Source organism: Lysobacter sp. Soil_N_23, from assembly GCF_057656135.1.
The window spans coordinates 90170-111555 of record NZ_JBDGKY010000012.1 but is presented as its reverse complement, the minus strand read 5'-3'; the positions used below and the strand labels follow the sequence as shown (position 1 = coordinate 111555).

Genomic DNA, 21386 nt, shown 5'->3' with positions numbered 1-21386 from the left:
CCCGGAAACCTCGTCGGGCCGGACCCTTGTTGCAGCGCAACGTGCGTATTGTCTGATTATATGTTTTTGTAACGTCCACGCCGATTGGGAGGTCGACAGTGACGGGGCAAGGCACGGTATGGGCGATGTGGTGTGCGGGCGCGTTGGCGCTTGCGGCCACTGCAACGACGAGCGCCCAGGAGCGCGCGGTGGCGGGCACGCTGCCGGACGGCAGCAAGGTCGAAACGATCACGCTGCGCGACGGCAGCGGCATGCAGGCTCGCGTGCTGACCCTCGGCGCGGCATTGCATTCCCTGGAGGTTCCCGACCGCGACGGCCGCTACGCCGATGTCGTGCTCGGCGATTCCACGCTCGCCGCGACCCTGGCCACGCCACAGTACTTCGGCACCACCGTTGGCCGCTTTGCCAATCGCCTGGCCAAGGGCAAGTTCATCCTCGACGGCCGCGAGTACTCGGTTCCGGTCAACAATGGCGTCAACAGCCTGCACGGTGGGACGCGCGGCTTCGACAAGGTGGTCTGGGAAGTGATCGAGGCCAGGTCCGATCGCACGACCTTGCGCTACGTCAGCCCCGACGGCGACCAGGGCTATCCCGGCAAGCTGACCGTCACCGCCACCTACGCGCTGGAAGGCAACGGCCAGCTGGCGATCGAATACCGTGCGAGCACCGACAAGCCGACCATCGTCAACCTCAGCAATCACGCTTACTGGAACCTGTCGGGCGAAGGCTCGGGCACGGCGATGGAGCAGGAGCTGGTGATCGCCGCCGATGCCTATACGCCGGTCGATGCGACCCTGATTCCGACCGGCGAGTTCACGCCGGTGGCCGGCACCGTCTTCGACTTCCGCACGCCCAAGCCGATCGGCCGCGACCTGCGCACCGGTTCGGAAACGCAACTTCTGTACGGCCGCGGCTACGACCACAACTGGGCCGTCAGTCGCGCGCCGGTCAAGCAGCTGCGCGAAGTCGCGCGCGTGCGCGATCCGCGCTCAGGCCGGGTGATGTCGCTGTCGTCGGCGCAGCCGGGCCTGCAGTTCTATTCGGGCAACTTCCTCGATGGCACCACGGTCGGCAAGAGCGGCCACGTGTACCGCCAGGGCGATGCCTTCGTGCTCGAACCCCAGTTGTTCCCCGACACGCCGAACCAGGGCAGTTTCGGTTCGGCGCGTCTTGCGCCCGGTCAGAAGTACGTGAACCGCATGGTTTACCGCTTCTCTGTCGAACAGGACGCAAGCAAGACCCGCTGAACGCCAACGGTTGAGCGGCGGCCTGCACGGCGCCGATGCCGCCGCAGCACGATGGTCGCCCATCGTGGACGCCGGAGGCATGCCTGACACCAACCCGGTCCGAATCTGGAAAGGAGAAGCATCCGATGCAAAAGTGGCTGACGCACCTGCTGGCAGGCATGCTGATCGCGGCGGTGCCCATCGCACTGCCCGTGCAAGCCGCCGAAGGCGCACGCTGGTCGCAGGCCCAGGCCAACGAGTGGTACGAACGCCAGCCGTGGCTGGTCGGCAGCAACTACATACCGGCCAACGCGATCAACCAGCTGGAGATGTGGCAGGCCGAGACTTTCGACCCCAAGCGTATCGACCTGGAACTGGGCTGGGCCGCGGACATGGGCATGAACACGATGCGCGTGTTCCTGCACGACCTGGCCTGGCAGAAGGATCCGGCGGGCTTCAAGCGCCGCCTCGATACCTTCCTGCAGATCTCGGCCAGGCACGGCATCCGGCCGATGCTGGTGTTGTTCGATTCGTGCTGGGATCCTGATCCGAAACTTGGCCCGCAGCGCCCGCCGATCCCCGGCGTGCACAACTCCGGATGGGTGCAGGGCCCGGGTACTGCCGCACTCGACGACCCCAGGCAGCACCCGCGCCTGGAGCGCTACGTCAAGGACATCGTCGGCAGCTTCGGCAAGGACGATCGCGTGCTCGCCTGGGACGTGTGGAACGAGCCCGACAACGAAGGCGGCGGCAGCGGCTACTACACGCCGCGCGAATCGAAGCACAAGTTCGATCGCGTCGCCGAACTGCTGCCGCAGGTGTTCGCCTGGGCCCGCTCGCAAAGCCCGACCCAGCCGCTGACCAGTGGCGTGTGGCACAACCCGGACTGGAACCGGCTCGACAAGCTCAATCGTGTCGAGAAGGTGCAGATCGAGCAGTCGGACGTGATCTCGTTCCACACCTACTCGTGGCCGGAAGACTTCGAGCAGCGCGTGCGCGAGCTTGAGGTGTACGGACGTCCGCTGCTGTGCACCGAGTACCTGGCACGCGGCGCCGGTTCCACCATCGACGGCGTGCTGCCGGTGGCCAAGCGCCATAACGTGGCGATGTACAACTGGGGCTTCGTCGATGGCAAGACCCAGACACGCTTCCCTTGGGATTCGTGGGAGCGACCGTATACCCAGAAGCCGCCGACGCTCTGGTTCCATGACCTGCTGCACGGCGACGGAAAGCCATACCGGGCACGCGAGATCGAAATCATCCGCGCCCTCACCAAGACCCCAAAGAAAGAAGTTCCTGCCCTCTGACTCGAGTGTCCACCGGTCGCGACTGACGACCGGTGCGGAACGCTCACGCCTTCGTCCGGAGACGATGCCATGAACCGACGTTACTCCCGCTCGCTGTTGTCGCTGTCGATCCTGTCCGCGCTGGTGCTGCCGGTGCTGGCGCAAGCCCAGGACGTCGCGGCCGGCGCCACCGCGCAACAGTCCCAGTCCGTCGCCCCGACCCCGTCGCAGGCCGCGCCCGAATCGCAGGAAGCCAAGGACCTCGATACCGTCGTCGTCACGGCCCTGCGCCAGAGCCTGGAAACCGCGCAGTCGATCAAGCAGGACTCGGACATGATCGTCGACTCGATCGTGGCCGAGGATATCGGCAAGCTGCCCGACAACAGCGTCGCCGACGCGCTGCAGCGAGTGACCGGCGTGCAGATCGCGCAGGGCGGGCAGGGCGAGGCGACCTCGGTGGTGATCCGCGGCCTGCCCAATGTCATCAGCACCCTCAACGGCCGCGAGATCTTCAGCAGCTCCGGTCGTGGCTTCGCCTTCCAGAACCTGCCGGCGACCGCGGTCAGGGAGCTCAATGTCTACAAGACCAGCGACGCCACTCTCCCTCTCGGTGGCATCGCCGGCCTGGTCAACATCCAGCTCCGCCGTCCGTTCGATTTCGATGGCCGCGAAATCGCCGGCACCTATACCGCCACCCACAGCAAGTACGGTGGCAAGATCGATCCCAATGCCAGCCTGCTCTTCAGCGACCGCTGGGACACCGACGCCGGCGAGTTCGGCGCGCTGGTGAACTTCGGCTACCAGGCCAAGGAGTATGCGTACGACGCGGTCTGGGGCGACTTCCCGAAAGTGGTCACCGACGGCAGCGGCGCGCCGATCCGCAGCGACGACGGCAACCTGATCGCCGCGCCCAACGGCTGGGGCACCGCCTACAACGACGGCTACCGCGAGCGCGGCGCGTTCAACTACGCGCTGCAGTGGAAGCCGCGCGACGACACCGAGGTCTACCTCGAAGGCATGTACGACTGGGTCCGCGACAGCTTCTCGCAGGCCTTCTACTTCACCTTCCCCGTCGGGGTGGTCTCGCCGTCACAGCTCGGCGTGGGTGGCCACTGCTATCCCAACCAGCTCGACGGCGCGCTGGCAGGGCAGACCATCTGCGACGCGACCAGTGGCTCCTGGACCGGCGACACGTACTCGGCCACCAGCACCCAGGCGCACAAGCAGCGCGGCCAGGACATCCAGAACGCGCTGGGCGTGAAGTGGGACGGCGACCGGTTGCATCTCTCCACCGAGATCTCGCGCACCTCCGGCTACTACCGCGACGAAAACTTCATCATCGACACCTTCCTCAGCGGACCGATCACCACGGTTTGGGAAGGCACCGCCGGCTCCCACCAGAACTGGTACCTGGCCGGCGACCCGGCCCTGGATCCGTCGCGCTTCTACCTCAACGGCCTGTTCCAGACCTGGGGCTATTCGTACGGCGAAGAGAACGACTGGCGCGGTGATGGCCACTTCGACTTCGTCGACGGCCCGATCGCCTCGCTGCAGTTCGGCCTGCGCTATGCCGATCGCACTTCCACCGCCAAGGGCAGCGTCGAGATCTCGACCCCGCCGCCGGGCGGTGCCGGCACCGGCAACATCGTCGAGACGCCCAATCCCGACAACCAGGTGGTCTCGCGTTTCCCCGGCGCCAACTTCTTTTGCAGCAAGCGTGGCAACGAAGCGCTGCACCAGAAGTTCCTGGTGCCGTGCTACGACTACCTGATCGACAGCGCCGACTACCTGCGCACCCTGTACGGACTGCCGACCGGCCTGGCACCGGAAAACCCGGGTCGCTTCTTCGACATCGGCGAGGAGAAGCTGGCCGGTTACCTGCAGGCCAAGTACGACACGGAGCTGTTCGGCGTGCGCGTCGACGGCCTGGTCGGTGCGCGCATCGAGCGCGTCGAGCGTGACCTCAACGCCTTCTCGTTCGACGCCAGCACCGGCGTGTACTCGCCGCTCAGCCGCAGCACCAAGGACACCAACACGCTGCCCAACGCCAGCGCCAACATCCACTTCAACGACGAGTGGCAGCTGCGCCTGGTCGCGGCAAAAACCCTGAGCTATCCGGACTTCGGCGCGCTCAATCCGTCGATCTCGCTCAACCCGGGCACCATCAACCGCGCCGGCATCGCCGCCAGCGGCAACCCGGACCTGACCCCGATCGAGTCGAAGAACTACGACGCCTCGATCGAGTGGTACTTCTCGCCGGTCGGCTATGCCAGCGCAGGCCTGTTCTACCGCGACATCGACGGCTACATCCAGAACTACGTCACCAACGTCACCATCGGCGGCGAACCGTTCGAGCTGTCCTCGCCGCAGAGCGCCGGCAGCGGTCATCTGCAGGGTGTGGAACTGGCCTGGCAGCAGACCTTCGACTTCCTGCCCGGTGCCTGGAACGGCCTGGGTGCGCAGTTGAACTACACCTACATCGACGGCACCACCCGCTCGCCGGAGTTCATCGGCGGCCCGGAGGTCGAGCAGCCGCTGCAGAACGTCTCCAAGAACAACTACAACGCGGTGCTGTTCTACGAGAACTTCGGCGTGTCGGCGCGACTGGCCTACGGCTACCGCAGCCGGTACATCGACTTCTTCACCCAGCCGACCGTGGCTGGCAACGAAGACCAGGTCGAGCCGGCCAGTTCGCTCGACTTCTCGATCAGCTACGACGTGACCGAACAGGCGACCGTGGTGCTGTCGGCCACCAACCTGCTGGGCAACAACCTGCACCAGTTCTGGGGTGACGGCGATACGCGTCCGCGCGATATCCGTTTCCAGGACCAGACCATCGGCCTGGGCTTCCGGTTCAAGCTGTGACGGTGCGCGTCGCCGCCGCCGCATGGTTGATCGCGCCGATGCTGCTATGCACCGGCGCGGTTACGGCCGCGCCGGACACAATCGGCGCTGTCGGCAAGCGCCTGGCCGTCGGCGTCGGCTACGTCTCGGCGGTGCGCCTGGCACACCAGCCGGGCGCGCAGGACAACGGTCGCATGCTGCTGGTGTTCGAGCCGTCGGCGACCGGCGGCATCCCGCTGTATGAAAGTCGCGACGACGGCGATCGCTGGCGCCAGGTCGGCGAAGTCGACGACCAGTCGCACGGCGACCGCAAGCATTGGCAACTGCGCTGGCAACCGCACCTGAGCGAACTGGCCCGCAGCAGCAGCGACCTCGCGGCCGGCACCCTGCTGCTGGCCGCCAATGCCATCCACCGCAACGACCAGGGCCAGCTGATCCAGCAGGACCTGCAGCTCTACGCCAGCAGCGACGGCGGAGAACGCTGGTCTTACCTCAGCACGATTGTCGAAGGTCGCGGCCAGCCCAGCGACCGCCTCAACCAGGGCGTGTGGGAGCCGTACATCGTCGTGCTCGACGACGGTCGCATGGTGGCCTTCTACTCCAGCGAGCAGCACAAGCAGCGCGGTTTCAACCAGCTGCTCGCGCACAAGGTGTCGCGCGACGGCGGCCGCAGTTGGGGCGAGGAGCAAGTCGACGTTGCCCTGCCCGGCGGTGTCGAGCGCCCGGGCATGGCGATCGTCACGCGCACCGGCACCGGCTACGCGATGGTCTACGAGAACATCGACGGCGAACGCAACGGCCAGGTGCACCTCAAGACCAGCCGCGACGGCCTCGACTGGGGTGATCCCGGCGACCGCGGCGTGGCGATCCAGACCGCATCCGGCGCCTGGCCTTCAGCGTGCCCGATCGTGCGCTGGTTCCCGGGCGAGACCGCCGACGGCGTGCTGCTGGTCGCCGCTCAGCGCGCCGGCGGTGGAGGCGATGCCGGCGGCCGCACGCTGTACTGGAACGACAAGGGCGGGCGCGGGCCGTGGTGGGAAACGCCGGCACCGGTGCAGAAGGTCACCGGCAACATCCACGCCGGATGGACCCAGGCGATGGTGATGCGCGGCGACGGCGAGCTGCTGCACGTGACCTCCTCGTCGACCGCGGTCGGGCCGGCGAAGGAAGAAGCCAACGAGATCCTGTACGCGTCGGCGCCCTTGGCCTTCAACCGTTACGAGGCCGAAGACAGCGTGCGTCGACGCGGCGCGCAGATCGACGACGCCAGCGCGTCGTCTGGTCGCAAGGTCCGCCTCGCCAGCGGCCCCGGCGCAGATCTTTCCTTCGACGTCCAGGCCGGTACCGCCGGCGTGCGCCGACTGCAGGTGCGTTACGCCGATATCGGCTTCGCCGCCGCGCCGCAGGTGCAGCTCAACGGCCACAAGCTCGTCGGGCATGCCGCCGACGTCAGCGCCGCGGGTTGGCGCATGGCCGAATTCGATGCGCCGCTGCAGGCCGGCAGCAACCGGATTGTCGTCGCCAACGCGCAGCGTCCGCTGGACTATGACTACCTCGCAATAACGCAGGTCGCGCCATGACTCACGACCCCATCCACGGTGCGACCGCAGTCGTGCTATACCCCTATTGTCGGATAATACGAGTGGCTGCCACGCGCCCGGCGCCGTGCCAAAGGGGATCCAGTGAGACAGATCGCGGTACGCAACCTGCACGACCAGGTGATACAGGAAATCGGCCGGCTGATCGTCAGTGGCAAGCTCAAGCCGGGCGAGCTGCTGCCGCGCGAGGAGACGCTCGCCCAGCGCATGGCGGTCAGCCGCACGGCGCTGCGCGAAGCGCTGAAGGTGCTCAGTTCCAAGGGCCTGATCGAGACGCGGCAGAAGACCGGGTCGCGCGTGCGCGACACCCGGCACTGGAACCAGCTCGACGCCGACATCCTGGCCTGGCGCTGCGCCTCCATGCCGACCGAGGACTTCGTCGAGAAGCTGGTGGAGATGCGCGAGATCATCGAGCCTGCGGCGGCGGCGGCGGCGGCACGCCGGCGCACGCCGGAGCAACTGGCGAAGATCAAGTCGGCCTACGAGGCGATGGCGGCCGCGGCCGACCTGGACGCCTGGGCCAAGGCCGATCTGGACTTCCACGAGCGGGTGCTGGATGCGGCCAACAACGAGCTGATGGGTTCGCTGTTCTCGGTCATCGACACCGCGCTGGGGGCGTACTTCCTGCTGTCGGCCAAGACTGCGGTCGACTTCAAGTATTCGTTGCCACGGCACTTCGCGGTCTACGACGCGATCAGGCTGAAGCGGCCGGAGCAGGCACGCGAATCCATGCACGGCATGATCGTCGACTCGCGCGCGAACATACGCGGACGCGGCAAGGCCCGCAAACCCGCGCGCTGAAGGTGTCGGCATGAGCGCCGGGTGGCTGCAACCGCTTCCGCTGGTTGCGATCCTGCGCGGGCTCACGCCGGAGCAAGCGCCGGCCATTGGCGCGGCGCTGTTCGAAGCAGGCTTCCGCATCCTCGAGGTGCCGCTGAACTCACCGCGGCCGCTCGACAGCATCGCGCGCCTGGCCAGCGACCTCGGCGACCACTGCCTGGTAGGCGCCGGCACGGTGCTCACGCCTGCGCAGGTCGACGAAGTTGCCCGCGCCGGCGGCCGCCTGATCGTGATGCCGCATGCCGATACAGCGGTGATATCCGCCGCGCGTGACGCGGGCCTGCGCTGCACGCCCGGCGTTGCCACGCCGACCGAAGCCTTTGCCGCGCTGCATGCCGGCGCCGATGCGCTGAAACTCTTCCCGGCAGAGCAGCTTCCGCCGCCGGTACTGAAGGCATGGCTGAGCGTGCTGCCGCGCGGAACCGCGCTGTTGCCGGTCGGCGGCATCACCCCCGAACGCATGACCGACTATCGCCTGGCCGGTGCTGCCGGTTTCGGTATCGGATCGGCGCTCTATGCGCCCGGAATGGATTCCGTCGAAGTGGGACGCCGCGCGCGCGCCTACGTCGACGCCTGGAACAAGACGAACACGATCGCCAGAAGCACGGACCCCCATCCATGAAGATCACCGCCATCACCACCTTCCTCGTTCCGCCGCGCTGGCTGTTCGTCCGCATCGACACCGATGCCGGCATCAGCGGCTGGGGCGAACCGGTCGTGGAAGGCCGCGCACACACCGTCGCCGCCGCCGTCGACGAGCTGTCGGACTATCTGATCGGCAAGGACCCACGCCGGATCGAGGACCACTGGAACGTGCTCTACCGCGGCGGCTTCTACCGCGGTGGCCCGGTGCTGATGAGCGCGCTGGCGGGCCTCGACCAGGCGCTGTGGGATATCCACGGCAAGGCCCTGGGCGTGCCGGTGCACGAACTGCTCGGAGGCCGCGTGCGCGACCGCATCCGCGTCTACTCGTGGATCGGCGGTGACCGCCCGGCCGATACCGCGCGCGCGGCGATGGAAGCGGTCTCGCGCGGCTTCACCGCCGTCAAGATGAACGCCACCGAGGAAGTGCAGATCGTCGATTCGCACGAAAAGGTCACCCATGTGCTGGAGAACGTACAGGCTGTCCGCGACGCAGTCGGACCGGAGATCGGGCTGGCGGTGGACTTCCACGGCCGCGTGCACAAGCCGATGGCACGCGTGCTGATGCGCGAGCTGTCGCCGTTCGGCCTGATGTTCATCGAGGAACCGGTGCTGTCCGAACACCTCGAGGCGATCCCGGAACTGGCCGCGCTGTCGCCGGCGCCGATCGCGCTGGGCGAGCGCCTTTACTCACGCTTCGACTTCAAGCGCGTGCTGCAGACCGGTGGCGTCGACATCATCCAGCCCGATCCGTCGCATGCCGGCGGCATCACCGAGACGCGCAAGATCGCCGCCATGGCCGAGGCCTACGACGTCGCCGTCGCGCTGCACTGCCCGCTGGGGCCGATCGCGCTGGCGGCGAACCTGCAGCTCGATGCGGTCTGCTACAACGCCTTCATCCAGGAACAAAGCCTGGGCATCCACTACAACGCCGGCAACGACCTGCTCGACTACCTCGCCGACCGCTCGCCGTTCGCTTACAAGGACGGCTACGTGGCGATGCCGACCGGACCGGGCCTGGGCATCGAGATCAACCAGGACTACGTTGACGAACGCGCCGTCGAAGGCCATCGCTGGCGCAATCCGGTCTGGCGCCATGCCGACGGCAGCGTGGCCGAATGGTGAGCCGACGATGACCGACAACATGCAACCAGGCGATCAATCAGGCGATCCGCGGCAGATGGCCCGCTACCCCAGCCTGTCCGGCCGGACGGTACTGATCAGCGGTGGCGCCACCGGCATTGGCGCCAGCTTTGTTGCCCACTTCGCCGCGCAGGGCGCACGCGTGGCGCTGCTCGACATCGACGACGCCGGCGCGCAGGCCCTGCTCGACAGCCTTGGCGACGTGCCGCATGCGCCGGTCTACCTGCACTGCGACGTCACCGATCTCGATGCGCTGCACGCGGCGATCGCACAGGCGCGGGCGCGGATCGGCCCGATCGCGGTCCTCATCAACAACGCCGCCAATGACGTGCGACACGCTTTCGGCGCGACCACGGCCGCCGACTTCGAACGCAACGTCGCCGTCAACCTGCGCCATCAGTACTTCGCCACGCAGGCCGTCGCCGACGACATGCGTGCACTCGGCGGCGGGTCGGTGATCTGCCTGGGCTCCACCGGCTGGATGATCAAGAACGCCGGCTACCCGATGTATGCGATGAACAAGTCGGCGGTGCACGGCCTGGTCAACGGCCTGGCGCGCGAGCTTGGCAAGGACCGCATCCGCATCAACGCGCTGGTGCCGGGGTGGGTGATTACCCGGAAGCAGCGGCGACTGTGGCTGGACGAGGAGGGCGAGGCGCAGATCCGCCGCGCCCAGTGCCTGCCAGGCCATCTGCAGCCGGAGGACCTGGCACGGATGGCGCTGTTCCTGGCCGCCGATGACAGCCGCATGTGCACCGGCCAGAGCTTCATCGTCGACGGCGGCTGGGTCTGACCATGCACGACCTGCGCGTCGCGGTGCCGGCCGGCAACCGGCTGGGCGAGGGCGTGTTGTGGTGCCCACGCGCGCAGGCGCTGTACTGGACCGACATCCAGGCGGCGATGCTGTGGCGCTACGTGCCGGCCGACGGCGCAGTGCGCTCCTGGCCGATGCCCGAGCGCCTGGCGTCGTTCGCGCTGTGCGAAGCCGACGGCTGGCTGCTGCTGGCGCTGGCATCGCGGCTGGCGTTCTTCCATCTGCAAACCGGCGAGCTGCGCGAACTGCTTCGCCTTGAGCTGCCGCCTGCGACCCGCGCCAACGATGGCGCCTGCGATCGCCAGGGTCGCTTCGTGTTCGGAACGATGCACGAGCCGGCCGTTGGTCCCAAGCAGGCATTGGGCCAGTTCTTCCGGCTCGAGGCCGACCTGCGGCTGCAATCGCTGCCGCTGCCGCGCGTGGCGATCGCCAACAGTGTCGCCTTCAGTCCGGACGGCACCACGCTGTACTTCTGCGACTCGCTGCAAAAGCGCATCGAACGCTGCCGATACGCAGATCGGCTGGGCCCGGTCTCGACGTTCGTCGATCTGTCCACGCTCGCTGGCGAGCCCGATGGCTCGACCGTCGACGCCGAAGGCGGTCTGTGGAACGCGCAGTGGGGCGCCTCGCGCGTGGTGCGCTACCTGCCCGATGGTCGGGAAGACCGGATCATCAGGCTGCCCACGTCGCAGCCTACGCGTGCGGCCTTCGGCGGTCCCGGCCTGGACACGCTCTACCTCACCAGCGCTTACGACGGGATGGATGCCGCGACGCGCGCCACCGACCGCCACGCCGGCGACCTGTTCGCCCTGGAACCGGGCGTAGCCGGACTCGCCGAATCCCGATTCGCCGGCGATCCGCACGCCGCGACCAGACTCCACCTTGCCTAGAGATACGCAATGAGCCTTTCCACCCTCGACGTCGGTATCGTGCTGGCCTATCTGGCGGGCATCTTCATCCTGGCCCAGCTGGTCTCGCGTGAGAAAGGCGGGCACCAGAAATCGGCGCAGGACTACTTTCTCGCCAGCCGCGCGCTGCCGTGGTGGGCGATCGGCGCGTCGCTGATCGCGGCGAACATCTCGGCCGAGCAGATCATCGGCATGTCCGGTTCGGGCTACGCCATCGGACTGGCCATCGCCTCCTATGAGTGGATGGGCGCAGCCACGCTGCTGATCGTCGGCAAGTGGTTCTTGCCGGTGTTCCTGCGCAACGACATCAACACCATGCCGCAGTTCCTCGAGGAGCGGTATGGCAATCGCATCCGCACGCTGATGGCGGTGTTCTGGCTGGGCCTGTACGTGTTCGTCAATCTCACCTCGATCCTGTGGCTGGGTTCGATCGCGGTGTCGCAGGTCGCCGGCATCAACCAGACGCTGGCGCTGGTGCTGCTGGGCGCGTTCGCGCTGGTCTACCAGCTGTACGGCGGGCTGAAGGCGGTGGCGCTGACCGACATCGTGCAGGTCACGCTGCTGGTGCTGGGTGGTTTGCTGGTTACCGGCATCACCCTGGGCCAGATCGGCCACGGCAGCGTCGTCGATGGCTTCATGACACTGTGGGCGCAGCATCCGGCCAAGTTCGAGATGATCCTCGACCGCGACAATCCCTTCTACAAGGACCTGCCGGGCATCTCGGTGCTGATTGGCGGCATGTGGGTTGCCAATCTCAGCTACTGGGGCTTCAACCAGTACATCATCCAGCGAGCGCTGGCCGCCAAGGACATCCGCGAAGCGCAGAAGGGCATCGTCTTCGCCGCTTTCCTGAAGCTGCTGATGCCGTTGATCGTGGTGGTGCCAGGCATCGCCGCGGTGATGCTGGCGCCGAACCTGGACCGTCCCGACGCCGCGTATCCAACGATGATGCGGCTGCTGCCCAGCGGCGTGCTCGGCCTGGTGTTCGCCGCGCTGGTGGCGGCGATCGTGGCCTCGCTCGCCTCCAAGATCAATTCGGTGGCGACCATCTTCACCCTCGACTTCTACGCCAAGCGCGCCGCCCAGGCGCCGCAGGCCAAGCTGGTGCGAGTGGGCCGCATCGCCGCGGCCACCGCGATCGTGATCGCGGTGTTGACCGCGCGTCCGCTGCTCGGCAACTTCGACCAGGGCTTCCAGTACATCCAGGAGTTCACCGGCTTCTTCACTCCGGGCATCGTGGTGATCTTCCTGCAGGGCCTGTTCTGGAAGCGCGCCAACGAAGCCGGTGCGCTCGCAGCGGCCAGCGGCTCGTTCGTACTGTCGCTGGTGCTGAAACTGGCCTGGCCGTCGTTGCCGTTCATGGACCGCATCGGCGTGGTGTTCCTGCTGTCGTTCGCGCTGGCCACCGTGGTGGCGCTGATGACGACGGCCAGCGGCCATCGCGATCGCATCCGTACCGGCGATGTCAGCTATGCAACCGCACCGTCGTTCAACATCGCCGCCTTCGCCGTCGTGGTCATCCTGGTTGCGCTGTATGCGACGTTCTGGTGATGCGATGAGTGTTCGCGTCGTCATGCGCCCAATGGCCAGTCGCATCATCGGCATCGCCCTGATGGCGGGCACGCTGATCGCCGCCACGCCGGCCGCGGCAACCAGGGTGGAGTGGGGCGGCACCGCGACCATCGCCGAGCGCGATGCCGGCTGGGGTCGGATGGCGCGGCTGCCCGATGGCCGCTGGCTGGCCGTCACCAGCCGCTTCCACGAGGATGCGCCGTCGACGCTGGCACTCTCGCTCAGCGCCGACAACGCGCGCACATGGGCGCTTCGTTCGACGCTGGCCGAAACTGGTCGCAAGCTCGACAACGGCGAGTTGCTGGTGCTGCCCGGCGGCCGTGTATTGCTGGCGATGCGCTCGCTGGTGGATGGCAAGTCGTACCGTCTGAACCTGTACGCAAGCGACGACCAGGGCCGCAGCTGGCAGCTGCTGAGCACCATCGACCGCAACGAGGCGCCTGCCGGGCACCAGGACCGCGGGCTGTGGGAGCCGATGCTGTCCGTGCTCGCAGAGGGTGCGCTGTCGGTGCTCTATGCCGACGAGACGCTCGCCGACGCCACGCCCACCTACAACCAGGTCGTCTCGCAGCGGATCTCCCGTGACGGCGGCAAGACCTGGGGACCGAAGGCATCCATCGTTGCCGAGCCCGGCGGCGGCAAACTGCGTCCCGGCATGCCGGTGATGGCACGCCTGCACGATGGCCGCTACCTGCTCGTGTTTGAGATCTGTGGCGACGACAAGCATTGCCCGGTGTCGATCAAGTACTCCGAAGACGGCATGCATTGGCCGCAGGGCCTGGGGTCGTCGTTGCCCGGTCAACGCTGCGGCCCGCACGTGATGGTCACCGATGCCGGCACGGCGTTCGTCAGCTCCTGCCAGAACGAGGTGAGCTGGAGCGACGACAACGGCGCGCACTGGCAGCTCGTGGCGCAGCCGGCCTGGCCGTTCGGCTTCCGCCACACCTGGCCGGCGCTCTACCAGCTTGGCGCCAACGAGATCGGCGTGATCAACAATGCCGGGCAGGGCGCGGTGAAGATCCGCTTCGGTCGCGTCTACGAGGCGGCCGGGCGCTGACGCAGCAAGTCGTCGCCGGGGGCGGCGGCTATCACGGCGCATTCACTCCGACGCCCGGAAGGTTCGGCTTTCAGCCGACAAGCGAGGACAAACATGAGCACTTCCAGCGCCCTGCGCCTCGCCCTGTGCAGCTCCCTAGCCGTGCTTGCCGGTTGTGCCAGCCAGGCGCAGAAGGCGCCGCCCGCCATCGCCGCCGAACCGGCGGTCACTGCCCCGGCCGCCGTGCCGGAGATCCGCCCCGGTGTCCCCGCCGGCTACCTGCAGCAATCGCAATATCTCGACAGCCTCGCCCTGCTGCCCAAGCCGCCGGCGACCGGATCGGCCGCGTTCGCCCACGACCAGGCCGTGCGCGAGGAAGCGATCACCTTGCGCGGCACCCCACGCTGGCGGCAGGCGATCAGCGATGCCGACCTGAATTTCCCACATGTTGCGGGCACATTCGAGTGCGCGCTCGGCATCCCGGTGTCGAAGCAGGCTACGCCGCGCCTGTACATGCTGCTCCAGCGCAGCATGATCGACGCCGGCATGTCGACCTACGGGGCCAAGAACCAGTACAACCGCACGCGTCCATTCGTGCTCGCCAAGGAGGCCAGCTGCACGCCCGACGAAGAGGCCGCGCTGCGCAAGGACGGTTCCTATCCCTCCGGCCACACCACCATCGGCTGGGCCTGGGCCTTGATGCTTACCGAGCTCGCACCCGACCGTGCCGACGCGATACTCGCGCGCGGCCGCACGTTCGGCGAAAGCCGCCTGGTCTGCAACGTGCACTGGCAGAGCGACATCCTCGAAGGCCGCTTCATGGGCGCCAGCACCGTCGCCCGCCTGCACGCCGATCCCACCTTCGAGGCCGACATGGCCGCAGCGAAGGCGGAGATCGCCGGCGCGCGCAGCCAGGGCCTCGCACCGGACCGTGATTGCGCCGCCGAGGCGACCGCGCTCCAGCGCAAGCTCGAGCGGGTGCTTTAGGACGCCGTCACACGTCGAGGGGCTGCGACTTGTCGAAGCCCCTCGACCGATTACCTGTTGAGGAACGACACCAGCGCGGGAATCGTCTGTTCCGGCGCTTCGTCGACCAGCCAATGCCCTGAGCCGGTGATGACCACGCCCTCGACATGGGTGGCAACGAGCCTGCCCTGGTCGATCAGGAACTGGCCGGAGGCCTTCTCGCCGGTCAACACGAGCATTGGCATCGGCAACCGGGTCCGTGAAAGCTCGGCGAAGTCCTGTGCATCCTGCTCCAGGTTCCTGAAGTACTCGAAGCCGGCACGCATGCCGTCCGGCCTGGCGTACTCGGCGGCGTAGAACTGGCGGTCCGATTCAGACACCGAGTGGGTGCGGTCGGCGGCGAAGTCGTTCCAGAAGTGCTCGAAGTAGATGCGCTCGCGGCCGTCGACCAGCTTCAGCGGCACTTCGCCGTAGAAATGGAAATGCCACAGGTCGCGCAACAGCCAGACCTTGGTCCAGTCGCCAACACCGGGCAGGAACGCATCCATCAGCACGATGCTCTCGACATCGTCCGGATACTGCGCCGCGTAGGCGTAGGCCACCATCAGGCCGATGTCGTGACCGACGATCTTCACCCTGGGATACCCCTGGGCCTTCACCAGTGCATGGATGTCCTGCGCCAGGGTCTTCTTGTCGTAACCGCCGACAGGCTTGGACGATGTACCGGCGCCTCGCAGGTCCGGTGCGATCACGACGTGGCGATCGGCCAGCTGACGCATCAACGGGCGCCACATGTGGCTGGTTTGCGCATAGCCGTGCAGCAGAACGACCGGTGTTTCAGTGCCTTTCCCGGCTTGCAGGTAGTGAAGCGTGACGCCATTGACGTTGGCGGAATGACTCTGGATCGAATCGTTGCTGGCGGCCAGTGCGGTACCCGCCTGCATGGCAAGCAGCACCAGCAGGGCAGTGGCGGCGCGTCGGAAAGGACGCAACAAGGTGTTCATGACGTTCTCCTGGGGCGGGCGATCGAGGGGGTGGACGATGGGTTTGACGCCTAGAGCTGGCTCATGCCGCCATCGGCGATGATCTCGGTGCCGACGATGTAGGCCGATTCGGGCGACGACAGATGCAGCACCGTCGCAGCGATCTCTTCCGGCGTGCCGAAGCGGCCCAGCGGAATCTGGTTCTGGATCTGCGCGGCCGTGGCTTCGAGCGCATCGGCATCCAGGCCGAGCTTGCCGTAGATCGGCGTGGAGACCGGTCCCGGGCTGAGCACGTTGACGCGCACGCCGCGCGGCAGCAGCTCGGCCGACAGCGTCTTCGCCAACGAGATCACGGCAGCCTTGCTGGCCGCATACACGGAGGTGTTGGGCATGCCGATGCGTGCATTGATCGAACCGTTGATGACGATCGATGCGCCCGGGTTGAGCAGCGGCAACAGCGCCTGGACCTGGAAGTACGGGCCCTTGATGTTTGTGTTGAAGATCTGGTCCCACAGCGCCTCGTCCACGTCCGGGAAGGCGGCGAACTTCGCGGCTCCGGCGTTGACGAACACGGCGTCCAGGCGCAGGTCGCTGGCCGCCAGCGTCGTCGCCAGCGATTTGGCATCGGCTGTGTTGCCGGCATCGTTGACCAGTGCGACTGCGTGGGGGCCCAGGGCGGCCTTGGCCTGTTCGAGCGCCGCGGCGTCGCGACCGGTAATGACCACGCGTGCTCCCTCTGCGGCGAACGCCTTGGCGGCGGCCAGGCCGATGCCACTGCTGCCGCCGGTGACGAGAACGGTCTTGTTGTTGAAGCGGTTCATGGTGATGTCCTTCGATGCCAGCGCATTGCTGTAACGCCATACTGGCGCGGTGCCTCCGGCTTTCCGTGCCACAATCGCGACGAACTCGTTCGAAGGTATCGAACATGTTGTCAGCCGACGAACTGGCCCTGCTGGAAGCCATCCGCGAGAGCGGCAGCCTGTCGCGGGCCGCCGCCAGGTTGGGCAAGGCACCTTCCACGGTGTCGCATGCGGCGCGGCAGCTCGAGGCGCGTTTCGACGCCCTGCTGTTCGATCGTCGTCGTTACCGCCTGCAGCTGACACCGGCCGGCCACCTGCTGGCGCAGGAAGCCGCCCGCCTGATGCTGGACGTGTCGCGATTGACGCAACGGGTCAAACAGGTGGCCGGAGGCTGGGAAGATCGCCTGTGGATCGTCACCGACGAAATCCTCGAGTTCGAAACCCTGGTGCCGGTGATTCGCGCATTCGACGCGCTGAAGTCCGGCGTGACGCTGCGCATCACCCATGAAGTACTGACCGGCACCTGGGACGCATTGCGCGATGGCCGTGCCGACCTGGTGGTGGGCGCGACCAATGAACCACCGGTCATTCCCGGACTGCGCTGGTTCGAACTGGGTGTGATGGATTGGGTGTTCGCGGTATCGCCGCGTCATCCGCTGGCCAGGGCCAAGGAACCGGTGGAAGCCACCGCGGTGCTCCAGCACCGTGCCGTAGTGGTGGCCGACACATCGAGGCGGGTGGACGTGCGCGGCTACGGCGTCCTTGGCGGGCAGCCATCGCTGGCGGTGCCGAGCATGTCCGCCAAGATCCAGGCGCAACGCGAAGCGCTGGGCGTGGGCTGGTTGCCGCGCGATCGGGTGGCCGGTCTGCTCAAGCGCGGCGACCTGGTGGAGAAGAAGATGGCGGACCCGCGCGAACCCAATCTGCTCTATGTCGCCTGGCGTGGCGATCACCAGGGCCGGGCATTGGACTGGTGGCTGGTGCAGTTGCAGAACAAGCGGCTGGCGTCGCGCCTGGTCAAGGGCATCGACGTCATCGCCGCGGCGTGATCCTGGCGGGCGTCAGCATCGCCAGCTAGTGGGAGGATACGTACATGGCGTCTGGCGGCCGCTTCGGCAGCGTGAAGCTTTCGCGCATGCGCTGCACTTCCCTGGCGGGTGTAAGACCGAAGAGCCGCTTGAATTCGCGGCTGAACTGCGAAGTACTTTCGAATCCCACGGCATGGCAGGCGGCAGCTGCGGTCATCCCTTCCTGCACCATGAGCAGCCGCGCCTGATGCAGTCGCGTCGACTTGAGGTATTGCATGGGCGAGGTGCAGGTCACCGCCTTGAAGTGGCTATGAAACGAAGGCGGACTCATGCCGGCTTCTTCAGCCAGGCGTGCCACGTTCAGGGCCTGGTCGTATGAGGCGTGGATGCGCCGCAGTGCCTTGCCGATCTTTCCGAACCGGCCTTGCATCGTCAGTGCGGCGCGCATGGCGGAGCCCTGCGGACCGGTCAGGATGCGGTAGTACAGCTCACGCAGGAGTTGAGGGCCCAGAACTGCGGCCTCCATCGGATCCGCCAGGCCTTGCAGCAGGCGCTGCACGGACAGATGCATGGCGTCGTCCAACGGACTGGACATCATGCTTTGCGGCTCGACGTTGTTGGCAGTGCTTCCGTGGCGATCGATCTCCAGCGTGAGCTCCGCCGCCAGCGGTAATTCCAGGTGCAGATACAGCGCCAGCAGCGGCTCTGCCGCCGAGGCATCCGTTTCCATGGTGAAGGGCACAGGCACCGAAACCGCCAGGTACTGGTGCGCGTCGTAAACGAAGGTGCGCTGGCCGAAATAGCCTCGCTTGCGCCCCTGGCAGACGATCACGATGCCGGGATCGTAGAGGACAGGGGTACGGGACAACGGGCGGTTCGACCTAAGTACCCGGACGCTGGAGAGCGGGGTCAGGTTGTAGCCCTCATGTGGCGCCAGTGCCAGGACAAGGGGCGCCAGCGGTGCCAGACCGCGGGGCTTGCCGTGTGCGATGGCGATCCGGCGCTTCATAGGAATAGGCAATTTTGCGAGGCTTCCACGCCTTACCGGCATGCAATGGCCTTCGTATTGTGCACTCCAATCGATCCCCCGGAGCGCGCAATGGACCATTCGAAACTTTTCCTCATCACCGGCGTCAGCAGCGGCTTCGGCCGGGCACTGGCGCTGGCCGCGCTGGCCGCAGGTCACCGCGTCGTCGGCACGGTGCGCAACGAGGACGCCGCGAACGCGTTCCAGGGGCTGGCGCCCGGGCGTGCACATGCGCGCCTGCTTGATGTCACCGACTTCGAGTCGATCGACTCGGTGGTGGGCGAGATCGTGGCCACGCTCGGGCAGATTGACGTGCTGGTGAACAACGCCGGCTATGGCCATGAGGGCGTCATGGAGGAGTCGCCACTGACGCAGATGCAGCGGCAGTTCGATGTCAATGTATTCGGCGCAGTGGCGATGATGAAGGCGGTGCTTCCTGGCATGCGAGCCCGCCGCTCCGGGAGGATCCTCAACATCACCTCGATGGGAGGCTTCATCACGATGCCGGGCATCGCCTACTACTGCGGCAGCAAGTTCGCGCTCGAGGGCATCAGCGAAGCAGCGGGCAAGGAAGTGCGCGACCTGGGTATTCACGTGACGGCGGTGGCGCCGGGGTCTTTCCGTACCGACTGGGCAGGCCGCTCCATGGTGCGCACGCCACGCTCCATTGGCGATTACGACAGGCTGTTCGATCCCATCCGCCAACGCCGGCAGGAGGTCAGCGGCAATCAGCTGGGCGATCCGGACAAGGCGGCGCAAGCCATCCTGCAGATCATCGAAAGCGACGCCCCGCCCGCCCATCTGTTGTTGGGAAGCGATGCACTGAACCTGGTCCGTGCGAAGGTCGCCAGCCTTCAGGAAGAACTTGCGCGCTGGGAGCACATCACGTGCTCAACCGATGGTTGAGGACTGCGCAGAGGACGTCGACGCCTGCAACAGCGGAGCGTGCTGGCCAGGTTGACAGTCTACCTACCGATAGGTAGTCTCAATTCTCCCCCCCCTGAAGGAATGACCCATGGGCATCTCTCCTATCGGCTGGCTCCATACGCTTGGAAGCCTCCCTGCCATACCTCTCGCCGCCTACATGCTCGCCAGGCATGGACGGATTGCTCCCGAGACCGGAGCAGGGCGTGCCTACTTCTGGTTCATGCTGTTGGGTGTGCTCACGGTCTATCCGATCGCGCATCAGCCCGTCAGCTCGATCGTTGCGACCGTCACGCTGGTAGTGCTCTTGCTGGGTTACGGCCTCTCCAGATGGTCCGGGGCCGGGCCAATCGGGAAGTACGTGGAGACGGTCTCGCTCAGCATCAGCGTATTCCTGCTGATGGTGCCCACCGTAAGTGAAAGCCTGCGCAGGCTGCCCGTCGGCAATCCGCTGGTAACCGACATGAAGGATCCGTTGCTGCTGGGCGCGCAGGGCGTACTGTTCCTCGCGCTGGTAGTCGGCGTCCCCGTGCAGATGCGTGCGCTGTACAAGCGGGGAACCGCCCGGAGAGAGGTGGGCAGGTGATGTCCTCATCCAGACCAGATTCGTCGTTGCAGTACTCGCCGAAAGCGCAGGAGATCATTGCCCGGACGAATGAACTGCTCGCATCGGGCGGATACAACGGCTTCAGCTATGCAGACATCGCCGAGCTGGTGGATGTCAGAAAGGCCAGCATTCATCATCACTTCCCCACCAAGGCAGACCTGGTGAAGGCAACGGTCGTCCTCCATCGCGACGCAACGCGGCGTGGCCTGCAGGCGCTTGATCAAACCAGCCACGATCCGCTGGAACGGCTTGTTGCCTATGGGCGTTTCTGGGCGGAATGCATCCAGGCGTCGAATCCCCCCATCTGCATCTGCGCGCTGCTTGCTGCGGAACTGCCTGCCGTACCCGCCGAAGTCGCCGATGAGGTCAAAGGGCATTTCAAGGACCTCCACGCCTGGGTCGCGTTGACCATGGAGGAAGGGGCGTCCAGGGGCAGCCTGCAGTTGACCGACACGCCGTCGGCCGAGGCCTCTGCGTTCACCGCGTCGATACATGGCGCAATGCTTGCTGCCCGGGCGGCTGGGGATGCGTCGCTCTTCCGGGAGATCGCGAAGCTGTCCACTGATCGATTGAGAGTGGCCTAGCCGCGAAACGAACCGCAGCTGTCCGCCAACCGGCACTTCAAAGAGAGGGAGTTCACGATGAGCATCTGGAAGATCATGTTGGCTGCGTTGCTCCTGGTTGTTGCGTCGCTCCATGCGCACGCACAGGAGGTCACCAGTTCGCGATCCACAACCACGACCGCCACGTACAAGGCGGGCTCCGTCGAAGCACATCAGATTCAGCAATGGCTCGCTGAGCATGCCCCCCATCGACCGGGAGATCTCGTCGGTGACCCGATGCTGCTGAAAGGGGATATCAAGGTCCGCACCACCACGACTCAAACCGCCTTCCGTCCGCAGGCACCGGGTGACGGCCCATCGGTTCCGCTGCCGCCGAGTGGTAACCCCGGCGACACGATCTCGATCACGCACAACAGCGGCGGCTGGACGCAAACGTGGGAATACCAGTGGGCTGGCGGCGTGTGGGTGCTCGTGCGATATAGCTATTTCCGCGCTCGGCCGGCCTGAGCCACTTCTTGAATCCCTGCCGGGTTGGTTCCGAGCCCGGCAGGACATGGCCCATCGGACCCGGTCGACCAC

General features: G+C 66.5%; 20 protein-coding genes. 17 read left to right on the top strand and 3 right to left on the bottom strand.

The features are described 5' to 3' along the window. Nucleotides 1-98 precede the first annotated feature (98 nt). The 12 genes from AC3A3X_RS10955 to AC3A3X_RS10900 all read left to right on the top strand — a co-directional run bounded on the left by AC3A3X_RS10955 (nt 99) and on the right by AC3A3X_RS10900 (nt 14896). Nucleotides 99-1247 carry an aldose epimerase family protein gene (locus tag AC3A3X_RS10955; RefSeq protein WP_487583058.1) on the top strand — a complete coding sequence of 383 codons (1149 nt, stop codon included), beginning with the start codon at nt 99-101 and terminating at the stop codon, nt 1245-1247. 125 nt (nt 1248-1372) lie between these two features. After that, entirely contained in the window at nt 1373-2533 is a 1161-nt protein-coding gene (locus tag AC3A3X_RS10950) for a glycoside hydrolase 5 family protein (RefSeq protein ID WP_487583057.1), read from the top strand. A gap of 69 nt (nt 2534-2602) precedes the next feature. After that, nucleotides 2603-5377, top strand: coding sequence for a TonB-dependent receptor (locus AC3A3X_RS10945; protein WP_487583056.1), 2775 nt, complete (start codon nt 2603-2605; stop codon nt 5375-5377). Nucleotides 5378-5379: 2 nt separating this feature from the next. Next, nucleotides 5380-6936 (top strand): sialidase family protein, encoded by a 1557-nt coding sequence (locus AC3A3X_RS10940; protein ID WP_487583055.1) that lies wholly within the window; start codon nt 5380-5382, stop codon nt 6934-6936. A gap of 102 nt (nt 6937-7038) precedes the next feature. Beyond that, complete coding sequence (locus tag AC3A3X_RS10935; protein ID WP_487583054.1) at nt 7039-7755, top strand: FadR/GntR family transcriptional regulator; 717 nt, start codon at nt 7039-7041, stop codon at nt 7753-7755. Between the two features lie 10 nt (nt 7756-7765). After that, complete coding sequence (locus AC3A3X_RS10930; protein WP_487583053.1) at nt 7766-8416, top strand: 2-dehydro-3-deoxy-6-phosphogalactonate aldolase; 651 nt, start codon at nt 7766-7768, stop codon at nt 8414-8416. Beyond that, entirely contained in the window at nt 8413-9561 is a 1149-nt protein-coding gene (gene dgoD / locus AC3A3X_RS10925) for a galactonate dehydratase (protein WP_487583052.1), read from the top strand. The genes AC3A3X_RS10930 and dgoD overlap by 4 nt, the downstream gene beginning before the upstream one ends. A gap of 7 nt (nt 9562-9568) precedes the next feature. Further along, nucleotides 9569-10372 carry an SDR family NAD(P)-dependent oxidoreductase gene (locus tag AC3A3X_RS10920; protein ID WP_487583051.1) on the top strand — a complete coding sequence of 268 codons (804 nt, stop codon included), beginning with the start codon at nt 9569-9571 and terminating at the stop codon, nt 10370-10372. Nucleotides 10373-10374: 2 nt separating this feature from the next. Further along, nucleotides 10375-11283 (top strand): SMP-30/gluconolactonase/LRE family protein, encoded by a 909-nt coding sequence (locus AC3A3X_RS10915; protein WP_487583050.1) that lies wholly within the window; start codon nt 10375-10377, stop codon nt 11281-11283. A gap of 9 nt (nt 11284-11292) precedes the next feature. After that, nucleotides 11293-12852, top strand: a complete 1560-nt coding sequence (locus AC3A3X_RS10910; RefSeq protein ID WP_487583049.1) for a sodium/sugar symporter — start codon at nt 11293-11295, stop codon at nt 12850-12852. A 31-nt stretch (nt 12853-12883) separates the two neighbouring features. Continuing rightward, nucleotides 12884-13930, top strand: coding sequence for a sialidase family protein (locus AC3A3X_RS10905; protein ID WP_487583048.1), 1047 nt, complete (start codon nt 12884-12886; stop codon nt 13928-13930). A 93-nt stretch (nt 13931-14023) separates the two neighbouring features. Next, nucleotides 14024-14896, top strand: coding sequence for an acid phosphatase (locus AC3A3X_RS10900; protein ID WP_487583047.1), 873 nt, complete (start codon nt 14024-14026; stop codon nt 14894-14896). Nucleotides 14897-14946: 50 nt separating this feature from the next. Here the strand turns inward: AC3A3X_RS10900 and AC3A3X_RS10895 are convergent, their stop codons facing one another. Beyond that, nucleotides 14947-15879 (bottom strand): alpha/beta fold hydrolase, encoded by a 933-nt coding sequence (locus AC3A3X_RS10895; RefSeq protein WP_487583046.1) that lies wholly within the window; start codon nt 15877-15879, stop codon nt 14947-14949. 50 nt (nt 15880-15929) lie between these two features. Further along, on the bottom strand, nt 15930-16679 hold the full coding sequence (locus AC3A3X_RS10890; RefSeq protein ID WP_487583045.1) for an SDR family oxidoreductase: 750 nt from the start codon (nt 16677-16679) through the stop codon (nt 15930-15932). Between the two features lie 104 nt (nt 16680-16783). On the opposite strand from AC3A3X_RS10890, the gene AC3A3X_RS10885 reads away from it, so the two are divergent. Next, entirely contained in the window at nt 16784-17707 is a 924-nt protein-coding gene (locus AC3A3X_RS10885) for a LysR family transcriptional regulator (RefSeq protein WP_487583044.1), read from the top strand. A 25-nt stretch (nt 17708-17732) separates the two neighbouring features. On the opposite strand, the gene AC3A3X_RS10880 is transcribed toward AC3A3X_RS10885, so the two are convergent. Continuing rightward, on the bottom strand, nt 17733-18695 hold the full coding sequence (locus tag AC3A3X_RS10880) for an AraC family transcriptional regulator (RefSeq protein WP_487583043.1): 963 nt from the start codon (nt 18693-18695) through the stop codon (nt 17733-17735). Here AC3A3X_RS10880 and AC3A3X_RS10875 point away from each other — a divergent pair. From AC3A3X_RS10875 to AC3A3X_RS10860, 4 genes are all read left to right on the top strand, one after another. After that, nucleotides 18669-19619, top strand: coding sequence for an oxidoreductase (locus tag AC3A3X_RS10875; RefSeq protein WP_487583042.1), 951 nt, complete (start codon nt 18669-18671; stop codon nt 19617-19619). The two genes, AC3A3X_RS10880 and AC3A3X_RS10875, sit on opposite strands and share 27 nt — an antisense overlap. A 109-nt stretch (nt 19620-19728) precedes the next feature. After that, a complete protein-coding gene (locus AC3A3X_RS10870) occupies nt 19729-20223 on the top strand; it encodes a hypothetical protein (protein WP_487583041.1) in 495 nt (164 codons plus the stop codon). Beyond that, complete coding sequence (locus AC3A3X_RS10865; RefSeq protein WP_487583040.1) at nt 20223-20828, top strand: TetR/AcrR family transcriptional regulator; 606 nt, start codon at nt 20223-20225, stop codon at nt 20826-20828. Before AC3A3X_RS10870 ends, AC3A3X_RS10865 begins: the two co-directional genes overlap by 1 nt. A 57-nt stretch (nt 20829-20885) precedes the next feature. Next, nucleotides 20886-21314, top strand: coding sequence for a hypothetical protein (locus AC3A3X_RS10860; protein ID WP_487583039.1), 429 nt, complete (start codon nt 20886-20888; stop codon nt 21312-21314). The last annotated feature ends 72 nt before the right edge of the window (nt 21315-21386 follow it).